The 20855-nt window shown below is 61.9% G+C and carries 12 protein-coding genes; 6 read left to right on the plus strand and 6 right to left on the minus strand.

Features of this window, described 5'->3' with window-relative positions:
* The first annotated feature begins 14 nt into the window (after positions 1-14).
* The 3 genes from CI601_RS03080 to CI601_RS03090 all read left to right on the plus strand — a co-directional run bounded on the left by CI601_RS03080 (position 15) and on the right by CI601_RS03090 (position 5013).
* Positions 15-1196 (plus strand): pyridoxal phosphate-dependent aminotransferase, encoded by a 1182-nt coding sequence (locus tag CI601_RS03080; protein WP_121914231.1) that lies wholly within the window; start codon positions 15-17, stop codon positions 1194-1196.
* A 131-nt stretch (positions 1197-1327) separates the two neighbouring features.
* Positions 1328-2704 carry an MFS transporter gene (locus CI601_RS03085; protein WP_121914232.1) on the plus strand — a complete coding sequence of 459 codons (1377 nt, stop codon included), beginning with the start codon at positions 1328-1330 and terminating at the stop codon, positions 2702-2704.
* Between the two features lie 71 nt (positions 2705-2775).
* Positions 2776-5013 (plus strand): exo-alpha-(1->6)-L-arabinopyranosidase, encoded by a 2238-nt coding sequence (locus CI601_RS03090; protein ID WP_121914233.1) that lies wholly within the window; start codon positions 2776-2778, stop codon positions 5011-5013.
* A gap of 18 nt (positions 5014-5031) precedes the next feature.
* Here the strand turns inward: CI601_RS03090 and CI601_RS03095 are convergent, their stop codons facing one another.
* Complete coding sequence (locus CI601_RS03095) at positions 5032-7287, minus strand: hypothetical protein (RefSeq protein WP_121914234.1); 2256 nt, start codon at positions 7285-7287, stop codon at positions 5032-5034.
* A gap of 53 nt (positions 7288-7340) precedes the next feature.
* Between CI601_RS03095 and CI601_RS03100 the strand changes: the two genes are divergently transcribed.
* The 3 genes from CI601_RS03100 (at position 7341) to CI601_RS03110 (ending at position 14592) form a co-directional block, all read left to right on the plus strand.
* The gene (locus tag CI601_RS03100; protein WP_259465293.1) at positions 7341-10745 is read left to right on the plus strand and encodes a tetratricopeptide repeat protein; all 3405 of its coding nucleotides are present in this window, start codon (positions 7341-7343) and stop codon (positions 10743-10745) included.
* Positions 10738-13326: an NAD-dependent DNA ligase LigA gene (gene ligA, locus CI601_RS03105; RefSeq protein ID WP_121914235.1), complete on the plus strand. Its 2589-nt coding sequence runs from the start codon at positions 10738-10740 to the stop codon at positions 13324-13326. Before CI601_RS03100 ends, ligA begins: the two co-directional genes overlap by 8 nt.
* A gap of 69 nt (positions 13327-13395) precedes the next feature.
* On the plus strand, positions 13396-14592 hold the full coding sequence (locus CI601_RS03110; protein WP_121914236.1) for an Mrp/NBP35 family ATP-binding protein: 1197 nt from the start codon (positions 13396-13398) through the stop codon (positions 14590-14592).
* A 44-nt stretch (positions 14593-14636) separates the two neighbouring features.
* Here the strand turns inward: CI601_RS03110 and CI601_RS03115 are convergent, their stop codons facing one another.
* From CI601_RS03115 to CI601_RS03135, 5 genes are all read right to left on the minus strand, one after another.
* A complete protein-coding gene (locus tag CI601_RS03115) occupies positions 14637-15983 on the minus strand; it encodes an MFS transporter (protein ID WP_121914237.1) in 1347 nt (448 codons plus the stop codon).
* Positions 15984-16185: 202 nt separating this feature from the next.
* Positions 16186-17622 carry a type I glutamate--ammonia ligase gene (gene glnA, locus CI601_RS03120; protein WP_024626535.1) on the minus strand — a complete coding sequence of 479 codons (1437 nt, stop codon included), beginning with the start codon at positions 17620-17622 and terminating at the stop codon, positions 16186-16188.
* Positions 17623-17764: 142 nt separating this feature from the next.
* On the minus strand, positions 17765-18499 hold the full coding sequence (locus CI601_RS03125; protein ID WP_121914238.1) for a DUF4191 domain-containing protein: 735 nt from the start codon (positions 18497-18499) through the stop codon (positions 17765-17767).
* Between the two features lie 48 nt (positions 18500-18547).
* A complete protein-coding gene (locus tag CI601_RS03130; RefSeq protein ID WP_121914239.1) occupies positions 18548-20035 on the minus strand; it encodes an NAD(P)/FAD-dependent oxidoreductase in 1488 nt (495 codons plus the stop codon).
* A 141-nt stretch (positions 20036-20176) separates the two neighbouring features.
* Positions 20177-20803 carry a DUF3043 domain-containing protein gene (locus CI601_RS03135; protein ID WP_121914240.1) on the minus strand — a complete coding sequence of 209 codons (627 nt, stop codon included), beginning with the start codon at positions 20801-20803 and terminating at the stop codon, positions 20177-20179.
* Positions 20804-20855 lie beyond the last annotated feature (52 nt).

A 20855-nucleotide genomic window follows, 5' to 3' on the forward strand; every position in this document is an offset into this window, starting at 1 on the left:
GGAGCTGAGAAACCGTGCATTTTTCTCACCGTACAGGGTCTGACCGCCCCAATCGCATTGCTCTGGCCGAGTCGGAAGCACGCTCCCAGGGTCTCAAGCTGGGCAGGCTGAATGATTCAAACCCCACCCGTTTCGGTCTGGCCCCGTCATTCCTACCCCAAGTCTATGAGGCTGAACCCAGAGGGGCTCGTAAGGCCCGTCAGGCCCTGGCTGAGTTTCTGACCAGCCGTCAAGAATTGGACGAGAATGAGGGCGCTGCAGAGGTCAATCCTGATGACCTCTACCTGCTCTCCTCCACATCCCAGGCTTATTCCTGGCTGATGAAGCTTCTCTGCGATCCGGGTGACGCCATTCTGGAACCCAGGCCTGGATATCCTCTCATAGAATCCATCGCCGGACTGGAGTGCGTTCGGACAATCCCATACCGCCTGTCTTACGACGGATCCTGGGTCCTTGACCTGGCCACGGTCAGGCAGGCCTTGGAGGGACCGGATGGCGACCGTATTCGTGCCCTGGTTCTCATCAACCCCAACAATCCCACGGGCTCCTACATTCATCCTGAAGAACGTCAGTCACTGCTGGATCTCTGCCAACGGCATGGGGTGGCGATCATAGCGGACGAGGTCTTTTTCGACTATCCTCTGGATCCTCTGCCGGGTCGTGCCCGGTTGGCTGGTGAGGATCGGGTGCTGACCTTCGCCTTGGACGGGTTCTCGAAGAGCCTGGCAGCTCCCCACGCCAAGGTGGGCTGGATCCAGGTTTCCGGGCCAGCCGATCAGGTTGTCGAGGCGAAGCGCCATCTTGACCTGATAGCCGACGATTATCTGCCCATGAGTCTGCTGATCAGCAAGGATATGGAATCCATGCTGGCAAGTATTCCCAGTCAGACCAGCCGAGTGGGGGAGCGTGTCAGGCGCAATCTTGAAACCCTTAGACAACTATTGGGCCAAAAGGAGTCCTGTGTCTCTCTGCTCAGACCCGAGGGGGGCTGGAACGTTCTGTTGCGCTTCCCCGAGGTCATTGACGAGGAGGAACTGATTCTCCGTCTGATTGGGTCCTACGGGTTGACTGGCCAGCCCGGATACTTTTTCGACATGCCAGGCAACGGATATCTGGCCCTGTCACTCTTGCCGGAAACCTTGGAATTCCGCCGAAATGTGGACTCAGTCGTCTCAGCTATTGAAGAAATGTTGTGATGAAAACCCTCCTCTTGCCTGGTTTGCTCCGATAATAAGTGCGGAATAATCACCCGTCATGGAAGGGGGAGATTGGTGGGGCTCAATGATGAGCCACTGATTGCAATGTTGCACACGAAGGAGCAGTAACGATGGGGAACGGAAACAAGGATCGAAGGGAAGACCCGGTCGAGGGGGTTGGTGCTCGAGTCGGAGAGGACATCAAAGCCATGGTTTCTGTAGATGAGACCGGAGGTGCCGTCGCAGACCAAGGCGTGGATACGAGCCTGGCTCCGGATACTGGCAGAAAGCTCAACAGCAAGGAGAAGGTCCGTTTCGCCATTGGGTTCGCCCTGGTATCTCTGCTCTGGGCCGCGCCCTTTTCCATGGGTTCAGGGGTTCTTCTGCCTCAGATCTTCAATACCCTGCACGGGGTCAGCGCCGAAGCGGCCCTAGGGACGATGAATTCGATTGGCTGCGTATTCGCCTTGGTGGCCAACGTTGTTTTCGGTGCTCTCTCGGATATGTCCAGGTTCCGCGTCGGCAAACGCACCCCCTGGATCGTGCTGGGCGGTATTATCGGTGCCCTCGGTTTTCTGATGATCATCCAGTCGCATACCCTTTTCATGATCATCTTTGGCTGGTGCATCGTCCAGGTGGGCATCAACTGCCTGATAGCCCCGGCTGTGGCGGTCCTCTCAGACAGGATTCCCGAATCGACCAGGGGAACCTACTCGGCTCTGTATGGTGCCAGCCAGGTGGTCGGCCAGCAACTGGGAAACATCATCGGCAGCTCGTTCATAGCCAACATCCGCACGGGCCTGATAGTCGGCATGATCATCTTCCTCTTCTCCGGAATCCTCACCGTGCTGATCTGGCCGCGCGAGAAGTCAGCTGCAAACACAGTCGTGGAGCGGACTTGGGCTGACGTCGGCCGGTCCTTCATACCGCCCACCAAGAACAGCCGGGACTTCTACATGGCGCTGCTGGGCAGGTTCACTTTCATCGTCGGATGTTACATGATCCAGGGCTACCAACTCTACATTCTGCAGAAGTACTGCCGTTTGAGTGACGACCAGGCTGCATCCACACTCAAGATCATGGCTCTGCTCTCGGTAATCACCACCATCCTGGCCGCTGTGGTCTCAGGCCCTCTCTCGGACTTCCTGCAGAAGAGGAAGGTGATTGTGGCCATCAGCTGTCTGATCATTGCTCTCGGGATGGTTTTCCCCTTCCTGATGCCGACCGCAACGGGCATGTACATTTATGCCGCCTTGGCTGGAATCGGCAACGGTTGCTATATGTCAGTGGACCAGGCGCTGAATGTCGATGTGCTGCCGAATGCCAAGGAGGCCGGCAAGGACCTGGGCATCCTCAACCTAGCCAATACCATAGGTCAGGTGATCGCCCCCGGGTGCACCACCCTGGTCATCGGTGTCTTTGGTGGCTACAGGATGATCTTCCCCGTTGCCATCGTCTGCCTGCTGGCGGGGACCTTCTTCATCATGATGATCCGCAAGGTCAAGTGAGTCTGAAAACCTGTAATCCGGACCTGTGCTGAGCAGCGGCCCGGCCAATCGAATCCGAAAGGAAAATAGACATGACGGAAAAATCGCATACCAAAGCCAAGGATTTGGATCTGCAAGAGGAGGCCTCGCTGACCTCGGGATCCGACTCCTGGCACCTGCAGGGACTTCCCGACAAGGGCTATGAAGGCTATATGATCACCGATGGCCCTTACGGCCTGCGCAAGGCTACTGGCTCCGACGTCTACGGATCGGTTCCGGCCACCTGCTTCCCTCCGACCGCTGGGTTGGCCTCCTCATGGAATCCTGATCTGACCTACCAGGTGGGCCAGGCCATGGGTGAAGAGTGCATCCAGGAGAGGGTGGCCGTGATTCTGGGCCCCGGCATCAACATCAAGCGTAGTCCGCTGGGCGGCCGCAACTTCGAGTTTTACTCGGAGGACCCGGTCCTGGCTGGGCATGAAGCCGCTGGTCTGGTCGAAGGGGTCCAGTCCAAGGGTGTGGGAACCTCTCTGAAACACTTTGCAGCCAACAACCAGGAGACCGACAGGCTCAGGGTCAGCTCTGACGTGGACGAGCGCACCTTGCGCGAGATCTATCTGCCGGCCTTTGAATACGTGGTCAGGAATGCCAAGCCCTGGACCATCATGTGTGCTTACAACAAGCTCAACGGGGTCTTCAGCTCGGAGAACCGCTGGCTGTTGACGGAGGTTCTGCGCGGCGAGTGGGGCTACCAGGGCATGGTCATGTCCGACTGGGGGGCCGTCCACAACAGGGTCAATGCCCTGCAGGCCGGGCTCAATCTGGAGATGCCGCCCTCCCACACTGATGACCAGGTGGTTCAGGCCGTGCAGGCTGGCAAGTTGGACAAGAAGCAACTGGATAGGATGGCCCAGGGGATCCTGGACCTGATCGACAAGGCCCGTCCGGCCATGTCGCAGCAGGGGTATCGCTACGATGTTCAGGCGCACAACGACATGGCTCGTCGAGCGGCTCAGGAGTCCATCGTCCTCTTGCGCAACGAAGATCGGATTCTTCCTCTCGACCACCAGAAGAAGGTCGCCGTTATCGGCGAATTCGCCCGGACTCCGCGCTACCAGGGCGGAGGCTCCTCGCACATCACGCCCACCGAGGTCTCCTCGGCTCTGGATGGCTTCAAAGAGGCTGGAATGAATGTGGACTTCGCGCCCGGGTTCACGTTTGACGACAAGGAGCAGGATCCGGCTCTGACCCAGCAGGCACTTGAGGCTGCGCGCGGAGCCGACACTGTGGTGCTCTTCCTGGGACTGCCTGAAGATGCCGAGTCTGAAGGCTTTGACCGCACCAGCATGGATCTTCCCGACAAGCAGGTGGCTCTGCTCAAGGCTGTCTCCGAGGTCAACGATCGTGTGGTCGTCGTCCTCTCCAATGGTGCCGTGGTGACGGTTGCCGACTGGATGGACAAGACCAAGGGCCTGCTGGAGACCTGGCTGCTGGGTCAGGAGGGTGGACGCGCCGTGGTAGATGTGCTGACCGGTGCCGCCAACCCCTCGGGCCATCTGCCTGAAACCATTCCGGTCCGGCTGGAGGACAACCCCACCATCACCTCCTTCCCCGGCGAGGAAGGACACTCCCGTTATGGCGAGGGCGTCTACGTGGGATATCGCTATTACGACACCTTCCAGCGTCCGGTGGCTTTCCCCTTCGGCTTCGGACTGTCCTATGCCGACTTTGCACTGGACCAGGTTACGGTGACCAAGACCGGAGCCAACTCGGCGCGGGTGGAGGTGACCGTGACCAACACCTCGCAGGTGGACGGCGCTCAGACCGTGCAGGTCTATGTGGTCCCCTGTGCCAGCCGGGTGAATCGGCCCAGCCACGAGCTTAAGGCCTTCGCCAAGGTCTTCCTGAAGGCCGGGCAGTCCCGACGGGTGAGCCTGGACCTGACTGAGCGTGACTTCGCCTACTGGTCCACGACCATGGATGTCTGGCATGTGGAGGCGGGCACCTACCGCATCCAGGTAGGCACTTCCAGCCGTGATCTGGTTGCGGAGCAGGATCTGCAGGTGGACGGCGACGGCAGGTTCATTCCGTTGAATGCCGAATCGACCATGGCTGAGTGGCGCGAGAATTCGATCGGCGGGCCCATCCTGCGCGATCGTATCGAGCAGGATGGTATACCGCTGCCTGACGATCCCAATACGGCCCAGCTTTTCGACACCATGCCTCTAGCCTCGGTCATCACCCTGTCGGGTGGCGATGGCAATGGCATCGTGGCCGACATGGTCGACCGGTATCACGAGGCCCTCAAGCAACAGGGTCTGGACTCCTGATGCTGCAGTAGGTTGGGCTCAGGGTCCTAGGAACCAGACAGCCACATTCATGGCCTGACTGGAGTCGAAGTGTTCCAGCAGGACCATGGCGTTGGCCAAGGTCAGAACCAGTCCAGCCAGACAGGCCAGTGTCAGCAGGCTCATGATGGCCGCTCCCTCTGTGGAGTGGCCATCTTCGTATATTGAGGATGCAGTGGCCATAATCACCACGGCGGCCAGGCAGATCAGCCAGGCGAAATCGATGGTGTAGCGCACTGAGAATCCGCCAATATAGGAGTCTGCGGCCATGACCAAAGCCGCCAGGGCCAGGGCCAGGATCAAGGTGGGCATCCATCCCCGGCGCTGCAAGTCTTTTCGCACTCGGGGCAGGGCGATAAGGGCGATGGCCAGCAATAGTACCGGGGCGGTGACCAGGAGCCCTCCCAGGCCAGGTTCGGTGAAGTGCCAGATCCGCATGGGAGCCGGGGAGAATTGCAGGTAGGGGAAGATCGGCAGACTAGTCAATGGCTGTAACAGGTAGTAGCCAAAGATCTGAAGTAGGCCTTGGGTACCGGGATGATAGTTGGTCAGGTCCAGGACGGTCATCTGATACCGGTTGCCGAAGTCCAACAGGGATCCGAAGCGCCATCGGTTGTACCAGAGCAGGGGGGCGGCCACCAGGAGGACCGGCAAGAGGCCGCAGACCAGCAGGGACAGCGCCCGCCCCCGGGACAGGCCCTCAGGATGGCTTCCACGCGTGAACAGAGTACTGAACACTGCCTTTATTTCCTGGGCAAATAGGGGTAGTGCCAATAGACCGGCGGCCAGGAAGGTGGGTCGGCAACCCAGGGTGGCAGCCACTGACAGCGATCCCCAAAAGAGCCGGGTTCGGGACAGATGCCAGGAGTGGTTCCCGTCTTCTATGGTCCACATACGTGTTGACCGACGACTCGGATGTTCAGCAGCGTCCACAGTCTGTCGCTGGACCCGTCTGGCCCCCATCCAGAGCCAGAGTCCAGTCATAACCGCCAGTAAGGAGGCATCGAAGGGAATCGTATAGAAGTTCCGGCGGCACCAGAGGTAGACTATGCCGGATCCTCCCAGCATGGTCATAAGGGCCATGCCGACCACGGCCAAGTTGACCCGAGGGAACCAGCGGGCCAGCAGGCGGATGGTGGCCAGAGTCGTCATGACAGTGGCCGCCGCAACCAGCAGGGCTGCAGCCGAACTGGTGGGCAGGGCATAGCCGCCTGGATGCACCAGGCTGGTTATCACTCGATAGGGCAGGAAGAGCAGCAGTACCGGCAGGACACCGAAGTAGGAGTACCAGTGGCCGTCCCGGTAGACGTAGTCCCAATATATGGGTTGTTGGTCCTGGGCCAGAAGTGCGTTGCGGGTGGGTATGTCAAAGGGGTTGGCCGCCTTGGCCAGACCCGGCGCCTGGCCCAGATCCAGCCAGGGTCGTCCATGAAGAAGTGCCTGGGCCACGTGATCGTACTGGTTGAAGTCGTAGACGTAGGCATGCGGCTGGTGGTAGGCCATGGGGGTGAAGGTGGACAGATCATGCTGGATGTTCCAGCAGGACCAGGCTGCCAGTGGGGCCAGAATCAGGGCCAGGACCAGACGTTGGCTCACCGAGCCTGTATCCAACCGGGTCCGCCAGAGGATCGAGCCGGGCAGGTAGCCCAGGATCAGTACCGACAGACAGGTCAGCATCAGTATCCGCGCCAAGTTGAAGTCCAGGGGGACCACCTTGGCTGGGGTCACTCCTGTCAGTTCCAGCCGGGAACCGATGGGCTCCTGTATCCACAGGCGCATGGCCTGTATCCGGGCGCCGCTGGGTTTTCCGCGGACGCGCAGGTAGTGGCTACGGGCCTGACCGGGGCAGATCAGCCCTCGGGTGCCCTGGATCCATCCCTTGCCGCCGGCCGGGCGCAGGTCCAGACGTACATGGATCTGCGACAGGAATGAACCCTCGACATCCTCTGCCATATGGGCCTGAACAAAGGATGCCTGTCCGTCGACGACAGGGACATCCACCCAGGCGCCAGCCGGATCGGTGACTTTCAGTCCCCCGTCCGGCAGAGGGGACAGCCCTGGTCCCAGCCGACCTAGTGGGGAGTGGGCATCGGCCGTAGTCTGTGCCGGAGAGTTTGACGTGGAGCCCATCAGCGACTGCCAATGGGCCAGATTGAATACTCCCAGTTCGAGGATGAGCACCGCAGCAAGCGCTACCAGCAGGCGAATGGTCGTGCCCCTGGCCGGGGTGGGTCGTCGCAGGGCTGGCAGAGTCATCACGGTTTTATTCTAACGGCGACATGTCTGGCTGGATTGGGACAATCAAAGGTATGTCCAAGAACGCGAAGAAGTCCCGGGGTTTCGGTGATCTGTCCGGCCTGGGCCGTTCCATTCTTTCCGTACTGGAGGGATTGGTGGGCTCCTCTCGGCCGACCAGAGGGGGTCGTGGGGATCATCCCCTGGATTCTTCGGTGGCCGACATGGTCGATCTAATCAACCGGACGGGAGGCCATCCGGATGATCGGCAGATGCGCGAATTCCTGGCTTCTCACAGCCGTGTTCTGGGTATCGCTGTCAAGCGTCGGCTCTTTCCACGCCTGCAGGGCGTGCCCGAGGGACTGACGCTGGGCTGGGTCCAGTGGCCCGATGCCCCGGGCCGGGGCTTCGCGTTGGGGATTTTCACCGATCACCGTCACTTTGCCCAGATCGCCCTGGCCGACGACCATGGCCGGGTCTTCATTGGCGAGCAGAGCCGGATGGACCTGCAGAACATGGAGCCTGCCTTCTTGCTGGGTCGTGAGGAGGAGGTGACCCTGGTCGACGGCCGTCGGTTGGGCCGCGATCCGGGTCAGGATTCGGGCCCGGTCCATGCCCTGCAGGGTGCCGTAGCAGGCCGTGATGATGCCGGCCACATGCGTTGGCTGGCCTCCTGGCTGCGAGCCGATGGTCGTTATTGCCTGGAGCAGCTGCGTCCCCTCCTGCCTCCTGAAATGCGCCTGGATCTGGAGTATCGGGATGCTGTGGCCATCGCCTTCTTCGCTGCTTACCTATTGCCGCGCATCCAGGGAACCTTCACCGGGTTCGGCTCGGGCAACATCTTCTACCGGCTCAACCGGGAGGCGCCCATGGGAGCCATCCGACGCAGCGTGGGCGACATGATCCAGGCACGCTCCCACGGACAGCGGGTCTCCGGACTGGAGGATTTGTTCGCCGACCTGATGCGTGAGGCCGGGGCTCTATCGCCCGTCTCAGGCCTTGAGGCCGTTCATGGGGCGGAGCCCCTGCATCTGTATGCTTCCTCCTACTCAGGCGCATACTTCCTGAGCTGGGACAACGGACTGGAGTTCACTGCCGCGCTTGCGGCCCTACGTATCGAGGGCAACCTCAACAGATTCGCCGCAGTCAGCGCCTGGTTGGAGCACAATGCCCGTCTTGGAATGTTGCCCACCGAGGACTCGATCAATCGCGTCCAGGCAACCCGGCTGGACCAGGCCCTATTGGAGGATCCTGCCATCGTCGCCCTGCTGCGCCCGGGAGACTATCCGATTCGCTTCGATCCCCTGGAGGACGACGGGCGGACTGCTATCAATGCCATGGTTGACAAGGCTGCAGCCACTGCTGTCATGGTCCGTCAACAGGCTCCCCAGGCGCTCCCCGTGCGAGCGGACGGCCAGGGCCAGGAGCCGGTGCGATCCGAGTGGGTCTACCGGCAGACGATGGCCATGCTGATACGATCCCTTCGGTTGCCCTTCCGCTTCGACGTGGAGTTTAGGTCCAATCTTGCCCAAGGACAGGTAGCCTTGGCCTTCACCGCGGCAGGGCGCACCATGATGCCCTCCAGCCGCTATGAGGACCAGTCGCGGGCCTGGCGGGACCTGGACGAGGGCGAGCGTTCCGCCATGAGCGCTGACTACAACCTGCGCGTCGGGCTGATGATGGCCGCACTGGCCTTCGGGGCGGATCCGTCCGTGCGCGAGGTCAGCCTGCAAATTGACTCCATCGGTCTGGAAGAGGCTGTCGACCAGCAGAACTCGGCCATCAGGACCATGATGGGACAGGCCTTGGAGGCCTTTGAGCGCATGCGTTCAGGCGAGGTGGCCCCTACAGGGTCCAAGGCTGATCCCAAGGATGGTGACGTGCACGGCGATCCCACCAAGCCCATTGCCTCCCGAATGGCTCCTGAGCAACAACAGGAAGACGGGGAGGACAAGGCCGAGGATCAGGGCGAAAAGGAATCCGTGGACCGCGAGTTCAAGGATCTCATGCAGGGCGTGGACCTTGACTCTGCCGCCTTTGCGCCGCCTTCGTCAGCCAATGGGGATGCATCGAAGGAGGATGTCCCGAATGAAGATGCCTCCGCAGATCAGACTGACGACGACGCATCCCAGAATCCGCTCAGCGCCCTGCAGAGCAATCCGACCATCCGCACCCTGGTCTCGGTGGTCTTCAGCAGGGAACTCTTCCTCTCCCGCATCCGTTCACAGGGGCTGAAGGATCCACGTGCCATCTACCGTTTCTTCGACGCGGCCATGCAGGTGGATCCCCAGGGCGGACTCAAGCCCACCGAGGCTGTCTTCGACATGCACGATGACCGCTTCAGCCCCCATGGCAGCCAGGAGGAGCCCGAGTTTTCCGAGGTGGCCTTCGCCGACAAGTCTGCCCAGGCCTTGGGCGCGCATAAGGCCGTCGATCTGTCCATCCAGCGTGCCGACCTGCTACAGAGGGCTGTAGGCGGTTTCCATCAGCTGGCCTCGGATCGGACCATGACATCAGCGGCCAAGGCCCAGGCGGCCACGGGCATCATCCAGAGCATCGGTGACCCGGAGCTGGAACAGCTGGCCCCTCAGGTTGCCAGCGCCATGATCGACGGTACCCCTGTTCCCGACTTCGACTTCTCACTGTCCTCACAGCTGGACAAGGAGCGCGTCAAAGCCCGCGACCTGCTCTTCTCCGGCGGCGCAGCCCAGGGTATACAGGTTGAGCAGGATGCCATTGCCCATATGGATGCCGTCTTTGCAGCCGAGGGCCAGGTGCCCCGCTACTTCAACTCATACGCCGAGCGGGTGGTCTATAACCGTCTCTTCGCCACACCGGGGGAGCGGACCCTGCTCATTCCTGACAACCTCTTCTATGCCCACCTGGAGATAGCCGACCTGCTGGCCCAGCTCAAGGAGGACCAGGCGGCCCTCAAGCATCTGAACGCCATGGTGGCCTATGCGCCTGCCTACCCGCTCTCTCACCTGAAGCTGGCGGTCATGCTGGCCAACCGTGAGGACTGGGATTCGGCCCGGGCTGCCACACTGAACGCTCTGCGGGTGGCTCTGGACCGGGACGATGCCTCCTTCGCCTACTACCGTCTGGCCTATGCCTCATGGATGCGCGACGAGTTCGATGTGGCTGCGGCGGCCTATCTGATGAGCGAGCATATCAGTCCCGACCGGATACCAGCCCTCAAGACCGAGCTGGCCGAGCTGCAAGCCAGGGCCCGATCCCAGTGCGTGGTTCTGCCGGAAGACCACAGGCAGGCCCGACGGGTGCTGGCTGAACACGGCCTGCCGGTCTGGCCTCACACCGAGGTGGCTTCGATAGTGCGCCAGGCCGCGCGCATCTGCGTGGATGGCGGGCTCTTCGTCCCGGCCCGAACACTGTCAATGGCGGCCGCCAGGATGAACGACGACGATAATGAAGGTGTTGATGTGGTACAGGCACAGTTCATGAGGTCGCTCAATGCATGACAAAACAGCTCAGGAAGATATTCAGCAAACCGGTGATGCGGGTGGGGATGCCGAGTCCAGGCCCAGGCCGGGCACTGACCGATGGATAGCATTCCTCCAGCCCGACGATGCTGATGCCATGCGACTCGAAGAACTGGATCTTGACTCCTTGGGAGCCCAGCAGGCCCAGCGTCTCTGGTCCAGGCTGGCCGCCTGGGTGGAGTCCGACCAGGTCGCCTACTACATAGACGACGCGCCAGTCTCCTCCGACGCGGCATATGACGCCAGGATGCGCTGCCTGCAGGAGCTGGAGTCCCGCTTCCCCAGCCTGGATACCCCCCAGTCGCCAACGCACCGGGTCGGAGGGACCTTCTCCAACGACTTTGCCTCCGTCCGTCACCCCTCCCAGATGCCCAGTCTGGATGATGTCTTCAGCATTTCGGAGCTACGCCAGTGGTATGACGGGCTTCGCAGCGAGCTCGACTGGCCGCAGGACAAGGCCCTGCCCATGACCAGCGAGGTCAAGATCGATGGCCTGGCCCTGAACCTTCTCTACCGCAATGGAGTCCTGGAGCAAGGCCTTACCAGAGGAGACGGGGTGACTGGTGAGGACATCACCCTGAACGTCAGAACCATCCCAAGCATTCCGCAGAACCTGTCGGGCCCGGCGCGTGACATCCCAGAGTTCGTGGAGGTCCGTGGTGAGGTCTTCATGCGGTTTGACGACTTCAATGCCTTGAACGAGCAGCAGGAGCGGGAGGGCAAGGCGCCCTTTGCCAACCCCCGCAACGCCGCCGCCGGATCCCTTAGGCAGAAGGATCCGCGCATCACCGCCAGCCGGCGTCTAAGCTTCTACGCTCATGGCCTGGGATCACTGAGGTGGGGGCCGGCCCATCCCAAGGGGACACACGACGAGGTCATTGACCAGTCCCAGGCCTACGACCTCTACAAGCAGTGGGGGATTCCGGTCTCGCCCCACAACCGGGTCGTCACCTCATTCGACCAGATCCTGGACATGATCGACTATTACGGCCAGCACCGCAATGACATCGAGCACGCCTTGGACGGCATCGTGGTCAAGCTTCAGGATAGGGATCTTCAACGCAGGCTGGGCGCTACCTCCCGTGCCCCCCGCTGGGCCGTGGCCTACAAGTACCCGCCGGAGGAGGTCAATACTCGGCTTCTGGACATCACCGTCCAGGTGGGCCGGACCGGGCGAATCACCCCGGTGGCTGTTCTCACCCCGGTCACCGTGGCCGGGTCCACGGTTTCCAGGACAACCCTCCACAACGCCTCCGAGGTCAAGCGCAAGGGGATTCTGATCGGGGACACGGTTGTAGTCCGCAAGGCGGGCGACGTAATCCCCGAGCTGGTTGGACCAGTTATCGAAGCCAGGAAAGGGCGCGAGAAGGATCTGAAACCCTTCGTCATGCCCGAGACCTGCCCCAGCTGTGGCGCTCGCTTGGCCCCGGCCAAGGAGGGCGACGTGGACATCCGCTGCCCCAACGTGGAGTCCTGTCCAGCCCAGTTGACCGAGCGGATCATCCATATGGCCTCGCGAAAGGCACTGGACATCGAGCATCTGGGGGAGCAGAGCGCCATAGCCCTGACCAACCCCGATGAGAACCGGCCCGATTCCGTGGAGGTCTACGCTCCTGGTCTGCGTGAGGTCCTGGTCGACCAGGGCGGTCAGGCAGCCCCCTACCAGCCGGATCCGGATCTGAAGCTTCCGCCCCGGCAGGATCCGGTCCTGACCAGCGAGGCGGGCCTGTTCGACCTGAAGGTGGAGGACCTGCGCCAAGTCTATGTCTGGCGTGAGGTCCCCCTGATGGAACAGGTGGAGGTCGAAGGCCGGCAGGGGCGTACAACAACCAAGCGCCGGACTGGTGGCAGCGGTCTTTGGTACCGGGTGCCAGCCTTCTATAATCTGCCCAAGAGTGCTCAAGCGGGCCAGGGCGAGCGGGCCATGAACAGTCATGAGACCCAGGTCCAGGAGGCCGCCCTGGGCAGTGCCGACGCCCAACCCTCCAGGAACACTCTGCAGATGCTTGAAGAGATTGACAAGGCCAAGCATGCCGATCTGTGGAGGGTTCTGGTGGCCCTTTCCATTCGGCACCTGGGACCGACTTCGGCTCGGGCCATAGCTACCCGCTTCCCGTCACTGCAGGCCGTGGAGGAGGCCAGTGTGGAGGACCTGTCCGAGCTGGACGGGGTGGGCCCCGAGATTGCGCACTCCATCCACGACTGGTTCCAGGGCGCCAGGCAGCCAGGTGACTGGCGTGGGCGCATCCTGGATGCCTGGCAGGCCGCTGGGGTGGGCGCTCATGTCGAACGCAGCACCAAGCCGCAGACCCTGAAGGGCATGACCGTGGTGGTCACCGGCAGCTTGGAGGACTTCTCCAGGGACTCAGCCAAGGAGGCCATCGTGGAACGCGGCGGCAAAGCCTCGGGGTCCGTCAGCAAGAAGACCACCTATGTGGTGGTGGGCGCCAACCCTGGCTCCAAGGCCGACAAGGCTGAGAGTCTGGGCCTGCCCATCCTGGACGAAGCGGCTTTCCACCGCTTGCTCGATACCGGCGACCCCAACCCGGCCCAAGGTTGATTGTGACATTCGCAATATCCGACCAGCCGCGCCCTAGCAGCTGATGGCTGGTCGCGATATGGTGACGGCATGGAACAAGTAGAGCATCGCAAGGAAGGGACCCGGAATCTGGAGGAGCTGCCTCGAAGAATCAAGGGGGAGGTCTATGAGCGGCTCAGCCGGGTCATCGATCCAGAGCTGGGACGGTCCATCACAGATCTGGGCATGATCACCGACATCATTGTCGAGCCAGCCAGGGATGCCCAGGCCGACTATGAGGTGACCGTGCGGGTGGAGCTGACCATCAAGGGTTGTCCGCTATCGACCACCATCACCAACCAGATCAATGGGACCGTGACTTCCTATCCGCGAGCCCGGTTGCGCCCCCATATCGATGTCTCCTCCATGAGCCGGGAGAAACTGGACAACCTGGTGGCCGATCTCAAGGCCGCCCGGCGCAGCAACCCCTTCTCCAAGCCTGGCGTGGGTACCCGCATCTTCGCCATCGCCTCGGGCAAGGGGGGCGTGGGCAAGTCCTCGGTGACGGTCAACCTGGCGGCCACGCTGGCTGCCCTGGGCTATGACACGGCCGCCATTGATGCGGACATCTACGGATTCTCCCTGCCTGGGCTCTTTGGCGTACACAGTCGGCCCACCAATCTGCACGGCATGCTGATGCCGGTCACCGCATGGGGTGTCAAGCTGATATCCATTGGTATGTTCGCCGGATCGGACCGGGCCATCCTCTGGAGGGGTCCGCGCCTGCAGCGCTCGCTGGAGCAGTTCCTCTCTGATGTCTGGTGGGGTGACCCTGATGTGCTCCTGCTGGATCTGGCCCCAGGCACCGGGGACATGGCCCTGTCCGTGGCCCAGGCCCTGCCCAACAGTCGCCTGATCGTGGTCACCACCCCCCAGCCATCGGCCTCGCAGGTGGCCGTGCGTTCAGGTTTGGTGGCTCTCCAGCTACCTACCAAGGTCCAAGGTGTAATCGAGAACATGTCCTGGTACGAGCACAATGGCGAGCGGCTGCGCATCTTCGGTCAGGGAGGCGGCCAGCGTGTAGCCGACCAGCTGACCCGGGATCTGGGGTATCAGGTGCCTCTGCTGGAGCAGTTGCCCCTACAGACCGACCTGCGCGAGTCGGGGGAGTCCGGCCGTCCGGCTGTCTTAAGGTCAGATGGCTCCCTGGATGATTCGCCGCTGACCGAGCGATTCGTGGATCTGGCCAAGACCCTGATGGAAGGTTCGGAGCCTGGCGATGCTCGTCGGGCCGCCGGTGAGGACTGACTCTAAAACAAGGTTATTAGTCCGGTGCCGTACCTTGCCTGAGGCTAGACGGCGGTCGGGCTCTTTTGGCTGGTGATCTGCCGCGAAGGGATGGCCAGGAACCAGGGGACTGCCAGCACGACCAAGCCGATGGCGCACATGGCCAGGAAGGGAATGGCCTCATGTCCGGCCAGGATGTAGGAGGCGAACATGGGTCCCACGATGTAGCCCAGGGAGGCGGCCGTGTTGAGCAGGCCGAACATACGTCCGCTGAATGATGGCCCGGCCAGCTCAGCGGCCACCACCGGCTGGGAGATGCCCATCATGACCTCGCCTAGTCCGAAGATGGTGATGCCCAGGGAGGCCACGCTCAGAGCGCCGGGAGTGGAATCCAGGCGCAGACCCAGGACGATGATCACCCAGGCCGCAGCCCAAAAGACCGGCACGGTACGCAGCAGGCGTACATGGTTGGCGTCCTTGAGCCGGGGCAGCAACACGATATTCATGATGACCACCGAGAAGGTGTTGACCACGTCCACCACCGACAGGGACCAGCGGGGGATGTGTGGATCTGAGATCAGGGTGGTGACCAGACCGGCGTCGAACTGGGAGTAGCCGAACAGGTCCATGAAGAAGGTGCCCAGGGTCAGCAGCGCCATGGAGACCAACACCCTGGTCAGGGAGCTGGTCCGTCCGCCGAAGGTGTCGTTGGCGGTCACGCTTTCTGTGCTGTCTGCCCGGCTGGCCTTTAGGGCATGGGTTGTCCCGGCGGATTCCTGGACGACCTCCCGCTCTGCCTTGGCCTTGAGCTCAGCCGTCAACCGTCGCAGCTGCCAGTGTCGTTCGATAACTAGCAAGGAAAGGCTGAGCAGGGCGAATCCCAAGGCCCTGCCGCCGAAGCCAATGCGGTAGAGAAAGTCCTGACCACCTGCGGCCAGCAGTCCGCCCACAGCAGCTCCTAGGCCGATGCCGAGGTTGAGTTCGGCCTGATTGATGCCGTAGACGATCCGGTGCTGCTCCCTGGTGGAGATCTGCGTCAGAATGCTGGCCCAGGAGGTCTGCATGCCCATCCCCAAGCCCGAGACGAAGGCTCCCGCCACTGCTGCCCGGTAGTCGTGGGCCACGGTGAAAATCAGGGGGCCGATGACCGAGAAGATCATGGCCGTGTGCATGGCCAGCCAGGAGGAGCGACGATCCGAGACCCAGCCGATGATGGGGTTGGAGATCAGCGACCCTACCGAGCTGATGGTCACCAGGAGGGCGGCCTCGCTCATGGTGGCGCCCAGGGAATGGGTGGCGAAGAGCAGCTCGATGGGCATAACCAGACCGATGCCGAAGTTGCACATGAGGTCCACGATGAGCATGGCTCGCAGATATACGGGCAACTCCATGAACTCACGCAGCCAGCGCATCGGTTTCCACCTCCATCGGATCTGTTTTCGTACCTCTCCTCATTCTGGCCTGACCGCCTGCCGGGATGCCGGGGCTGGCGTGTTGCCATCAATGGGCGGATGCCGATAGTCCTGATACGCAAAGAGGCCCGACCCTTCGGCATGAAGGATCAGGCCCTATGTGTGAACTGGCCGGTCAGCCGGCCTCAGTCGTCATACGAACTCAGATGTGGAAGTAGAGCTCGTACTCCAGAGGTGTGGGGGCCAGACGAGTCTGGTCCAGTTCACCGCGCTTCAAGTCCAACCAGGTCTGGATCAGATCGTCGGTGAAGACGTCGCCCTCGCTCAGGAAGTCGTGGTCCTCTTCCAAAGCGTTCAGAGCCTCCTCCAGGGAGCCGGGCACCTGCTTGATCTGGGCATGCTCTTCGGGAGGCAGCTCATAGAGGTCCTTGTCGATGGGGGCCGGGGGCTCGGTGTGGTTGAGAATGCCGTCCAGTCCTGCCATCAGCTGGGCCGAGAAGGCCAGGAAGGGGTTGCAGGAGGGGTCGGGGGCGCGGAACTCGATCCGCTTGGCGGCAGGCGAGGTGCCGGCCAGGGGGATGCGGATGGCCGCCGAACGGTTCCGGGCCGAGTAAACCAGGTTGACAGGGGCCTCATAGCCGGGCACCAGACGCTTGTAGGAGTTGGTGGAGGGGTTGGTGAAGGCCAGAACAGACGAGGCATGCTCGATCAGGCCGCCCACATACCAGCGGGCAATGTCGGAAAGTCCGCCATAGCCGTTCTCGTCGTAGAAGAGGGGCTTGCCATCCTTCCAGAGGGACTGGTGGCAGTGCATGCCGGTCCCGTTGTCCCCGGCGATGGGCTTGGGCATGAAGGTGGCCGCCTTGCCGGCCAGGGCGGCGGTCTCGTGGACCACGTACTTGTACTTCATCAGGTCGTCGCCCGCATGCAGCAGGGTGTTGAAACGGTAGTTGATCTCCTGCTGGCCGGCGCCGCCCACCTCATGATGGGAGCGCTCCAGAATCAGGCCCACCTTCTGCAGGTTGGCCACCATGTCGTCGCGCAGATCCTGGTAATGGTCGATGGGGGGCACAGGGAAGTAGCCCTTCTTGACCCGGTTCTTGAAGCCAATGTTGTCGGAGCCATCCTCCTCGACGTCGACGCCCGAGTTCCAAGGAGCCTCAATGGAGTCGACCTCGTAGAAAGAGCGCTGCATGCTGTTCTCAAAGCGGACCTTGTCGAAGATGAAGAACTCGGCCTCGGGGGCGAAAGAGGCCGTATCGGCGATGCCGGTGGAGCGCAGGTAGGCCTCCGCCTTGGCGGCAATCTGCCGGGGGTCGCGCGAGTAGGGCTCGTCGGTCACCGGGTCAACAATGGAGAAGGCCACATTCAGGGTGCGATGACGGCGGAAGGGATCCATGTAAGCAGTCTCTGGATCGGGAATCAGCTTCATATCCGATTCGTTGATGGCTTGGAAGCCTTGGACGGAGGAGCCGTCGAAGGCCATGCCGTCCGTGAAAGCGTCTTTGAGGAATTCGCTGGCGGGGACGGTGAAGTGCTGCTGGACCCCGATCAGGTCCGTGAACCTGACTGAGACATATTCCACGCCCTCCTGGTTTATCAGAGCTTCGCAATCGGCCTTTGACTTAAGTTCGCTCACTGAACTGCTCCTTTCGTGGAAACCGTAACGGTCACCCAGTCTAGGGGACCGGTTTTTTCGGCAATGCACCGCTGAGGTTACGGGGGTGTTTCATGCGAAGGTCCCGGCGCCTCCCTGGGGAGATGCCGGGACCTTCAAAACATCAGCGCCCGCGCATGGCCTTGCGGCTGACGTGTATCTTTGTCGGATCAATGCCCTTGGGCATGCCCAGGGCGTTCTGCCGCTTTTGCAGGGTGACCAGCCGGTCGTTCAGGGTCTCCAGCTCGGTGGCGGTCAGCTTGACCTTCTTCTTGATCACGGTGCGCTGGAGCTTGTTGAGTGGAACCTGGTCAGGACCGTGGCCCACGCTGATCCGGTAGATGGGGATGGCCGACCCACGGGTGATGCGGCGGATCTTCTCCTCTTCGCGGTTCATGGCCTTGTTGACGCGGTTGTAGTCGCCCTCGGCTATCAGGTAGACCCCGGTGCGGCCGGTGCCCCTCCAGACGGCGTCCTTGGTCTTGGCATCAATCCATACGGGTTCCTGGGGGAAGGAGAAGCCCGCCTTGGAGATGCTGCTCAGCACGGCGGCGGCAGCGCCTGGACGACCCTCCATCTTGGCGTAGCCGACCTTGTCGGAGCGCCTGGTCAGGGTCATGGTGGCCAGAAGCAGGCCGACCATGATGCCCAGAAGCACGGTCAGGATCCAGGACAGCCACCCAAAGTGAGCCAGCAGGCAGATCACCACTGTTATCAGTGTGGGCACCAGAATGGCCGCGGCCAGTAGCCAGGGAAGAGCCTTGTCTTCTGCGTAAGTGAATTGGTAGATCTTGACGATCTGACTGATCGTGCTGTTCTTCTTTTTTGCTTTTTTGCCCTTGGTGTCCTCTGTAGCCATGCCATCCTCACTCGGAAACGTTCACTGGTTGACCAGTCTACCGCATGCCTACTGCATGTTCAGGGGTCTGCCGTCAGCCTTGAGCAGGGCCTCTCCAATGGCTTCCGAGAAGGTGGGATGGGGATGGATGAGCCCGGCCGCCCGGTGCAGCGGGATCTGGTTGCCCACCAGCTGCTGGGCCTCGGCGATGTTCTCGGAGGCCTGGGGGGAGACCATTTCCAGACCGACGACTATCTGCTTCTCCAGATCGGTGGCTTGGCAGGCGGTGATCAGGCTGAGGGTGCCCTGCAGGCCGCTCATGCGCATGCGCGAGTTGGCCATCATGGGGTAGATGGTCTCCTTGACCTGGTTCAGCGATGGATCGTCCTCGGCCTCCTGCCGGCTGAAACCCACAGCTGCGGCCTGGGGGGAGGAGAAGACCACGCGGGGGATGGTGGCCTCGTTGACTGGTTCAGGATCCAGACCAGAGGCGGCATCGGCCAGGGTGATGCCCTGCTGGAAGGCCCTGTGGGCCAGATGGTGACCCGGGGTGATGTCGCCCAGGGCCCAGACACGGTCACGGCTGGTGCGCCCCTGGGAGTCGGTCAGGACCTGGCCCTGCCCGTCCAGGTCGATGCCCAGCTCCTTCATATGCTCGGGGTTCGTGTTGGGGTCCCTGCCAATGGCCACCAGAACCAGATCGGTCTCGATCGTTCCCGCCTGGCCCTTGTCGTCGGTCGGCTGGTAGTCGACCTGCATGCCCCCATCTGCGGGCAGACGGTGTCCGCCCGAGCAGCGGGCATGGGTAATGATCTGAATTCCCTGACGTTTCAACTCCCGGGTCATGATCTGGCCGGTCCGCCGACCCCAGTGGGAGAGCACCCGGTCATGCCTGACCATCAGGGTCACCTGGCAGCCGGCTTGGTTCCAAATGGTGGCGAATTCCAGGGCCACCGCACCTGAACCGATAATCAGCGCCCTGCGGGGGAAGGGCTTGAGGGTCAGCGCCCGGTCCGTGTCGATGACCAGATCATCGAAGGGGAGCTCCTCCAAGGGCCTGGCGTGAGACCCAGTGGCCAGGATGGTATCGCAGGTGGTCAGTCGGGTTCGATTGCCGTCAGCAGCGGTCACCTCCACCAAGCCGTCGCCGACGATGGTGCCGTGGCCGTGCACCACGGTGATGCCACGCTGCTTGAGCAGGCTCGCCAGGCCGCCGGTCATGGCGTCCACCATCCGGTCCTGATAATCCTGAAGCTTCTGGTAGTCGATGCTGGCCGACCCGATATTGATGCCCATGGCGGCTCCAAGGTCAGCCTGTTCCAAAACCTGGGTGGCTGTTAGCAGGGCCTTGGTAGGGATGCATCCGCGGTTCAGGCAGACGCCGCCAACCACAGGGTCCTGCTCGACCAGGGCCACCCGTCCGCCCAGTTCTGCCGTGCGCAGGGCAGTGGCATACCCGCCTGGGCCCGATCCGATAATGATGGTGTCGTACTGGCGGCTGTCGGCATCCCAGGGGTCAAGAGACTCTGTGCCGGGTTGGTTGATCGATTGCTGCATAAGAATCCATGCTAGCCGTACCGGCTGGGAGAATGAAGAGCATTCGCACAATGTGGAGTGAGTACAAAGACCGCCCGGAACCCAAAGGGCACCGGGCGGCGCTACCAGTCCATCGTTCGGTATGTCAGGACGATTCGCTTGTCAGTCGGGCCAGTGCCCGCGCTTGCTCTGATTGGGCTTGGGAACCCGCCAGCGCCGGACCATCATGGCACGTTGCCAGGCGTAGGAGGCCGAACGTGAACCTTTGGCCACCGAGCGCTCGCCGAACTTGTCGATCAGCAGTCGCTTGAGCTTGCGCCACATCAGCCAGGTATCGATCAGGGCAATGATCAGGTAGCCATACAGCAGGACGGTCACCACCATGGTGAAAGTGGCATAATGCTGCGGACCCACGAACATGCCCATCAGGGTGGCGACGAACATAAGGATGATGGCCGGGAATATCCATTCCAGCAGATTGAAACGGGCATCCACATAGTTGCGGATGTAGATCCTCCAGGGCAGGCGCTCCGATTTGGGCATGTGGTCGAGGTCGCCGGTCCTCATGGCCTCGTACTGGGCATCCTCACGGGCCCGGATCCGGGCCTTGGCGGCCTTGCGTGAGGCCTTGCGATCCTTGGGGACCAACGGTCGCAGGTTCCTAGCCTCGGCCTGCTTGCGTTTGGGGGTGGGGCGTCCCTTGCCTCGTGCCTCTTCAGTGGAGGCCGCCTGGTCCGCCTCCGCCTCTTTGTCCCGTCGATCCTTGCGTGAGAAGGGGTTCCATGTCATGCGAACAGGTTACGGTGACGCCTAGACTCGCAAGCATTGATTCACAAGCAAT

The organism is Bifidobacterium sp. wkB344 (assembly GCF_003688305.1).
GTDB lineage: Bacteria > Actinomycetota > Actinomycetes > Actinomycetales > Bifidobacteriaceae > Bombiscardovia > Bombiscardovia mizhiensis.

Excerpts from the sequence above, each read along its gene's own strand:
- CI601_RS03130 (WP_121914239.1), bottom strand. The coding sequence starts at position 20,035 with ATGCAGCAATCGATCAACCAACCCGGCACAGAGTCTCTTGACCCCTGG.
- CI601_RS03110 (WP_121914236.1), top strand. The coding sequence starts at position 13,396 with ATGGAACAAGTAGAGCATCGCAAGGAAGGGACCCGGAATCTGGAGGAG.
- CI601_RS03100 (WP_259465293.1), top strand. The coding sequence starts at position 7,341 with ATGTCCAAGAACGCGAAGAAGTCCCGGGGTTTCGGTGATCTGTCCGGC.
- CI601_RS03135 (WP_121914240.1), bottom strand. The coding sequence starts at position 20,803 with ATGACATGGAACCCCTTCTCACGCAAGGATCGACGGGACAAAGAGGCG.
- CI601_RS03095 (WP_121914234.1), bottom strand. The coding sequence starts at position 7,287 with ATGACTCTGCCAGCCCTGCGACGACCCACCCCGGCCAGGGGCACGACC.
- CI601_RS03085 (WP_121914232.1), top strand. The coding sequence starts at position 1,328 with ATGGGGAACGGAAACAAGGATCGAAGGGAAGACCCGGTCGAGGGGGTT.
- ligA (WP_121914235.1), top strand. The coding sequence starts at position 10,738 with ATGCATGACAAAACAGCTCAGGAAGATATTCAGCAAACCGGTGATGCG.
- CI601_RS03115 (WP_121914237.1), bottom strand. The coding sequence starts at position 15,983 with ATGCGCTGGCTGCGTGAGTTCATGGAGTTGCCCGTATATCTGCGAGCC.
- CI601_RS03090 (WP_121914233.1), top strand. The coding sequence starts at position 2,776 with ATGACGGAAAAATCGCATACCAAAGCCAAGGATTTGGATCTGCAAGAG.
- CI601_RS03125 (WP_121914238.1), bottom strand. The coding sequence starts at position 18,499 with ATGGCTACAGAGGACACCAAGGGCAAAAAAGCAAAAAAGAAGAACAGC.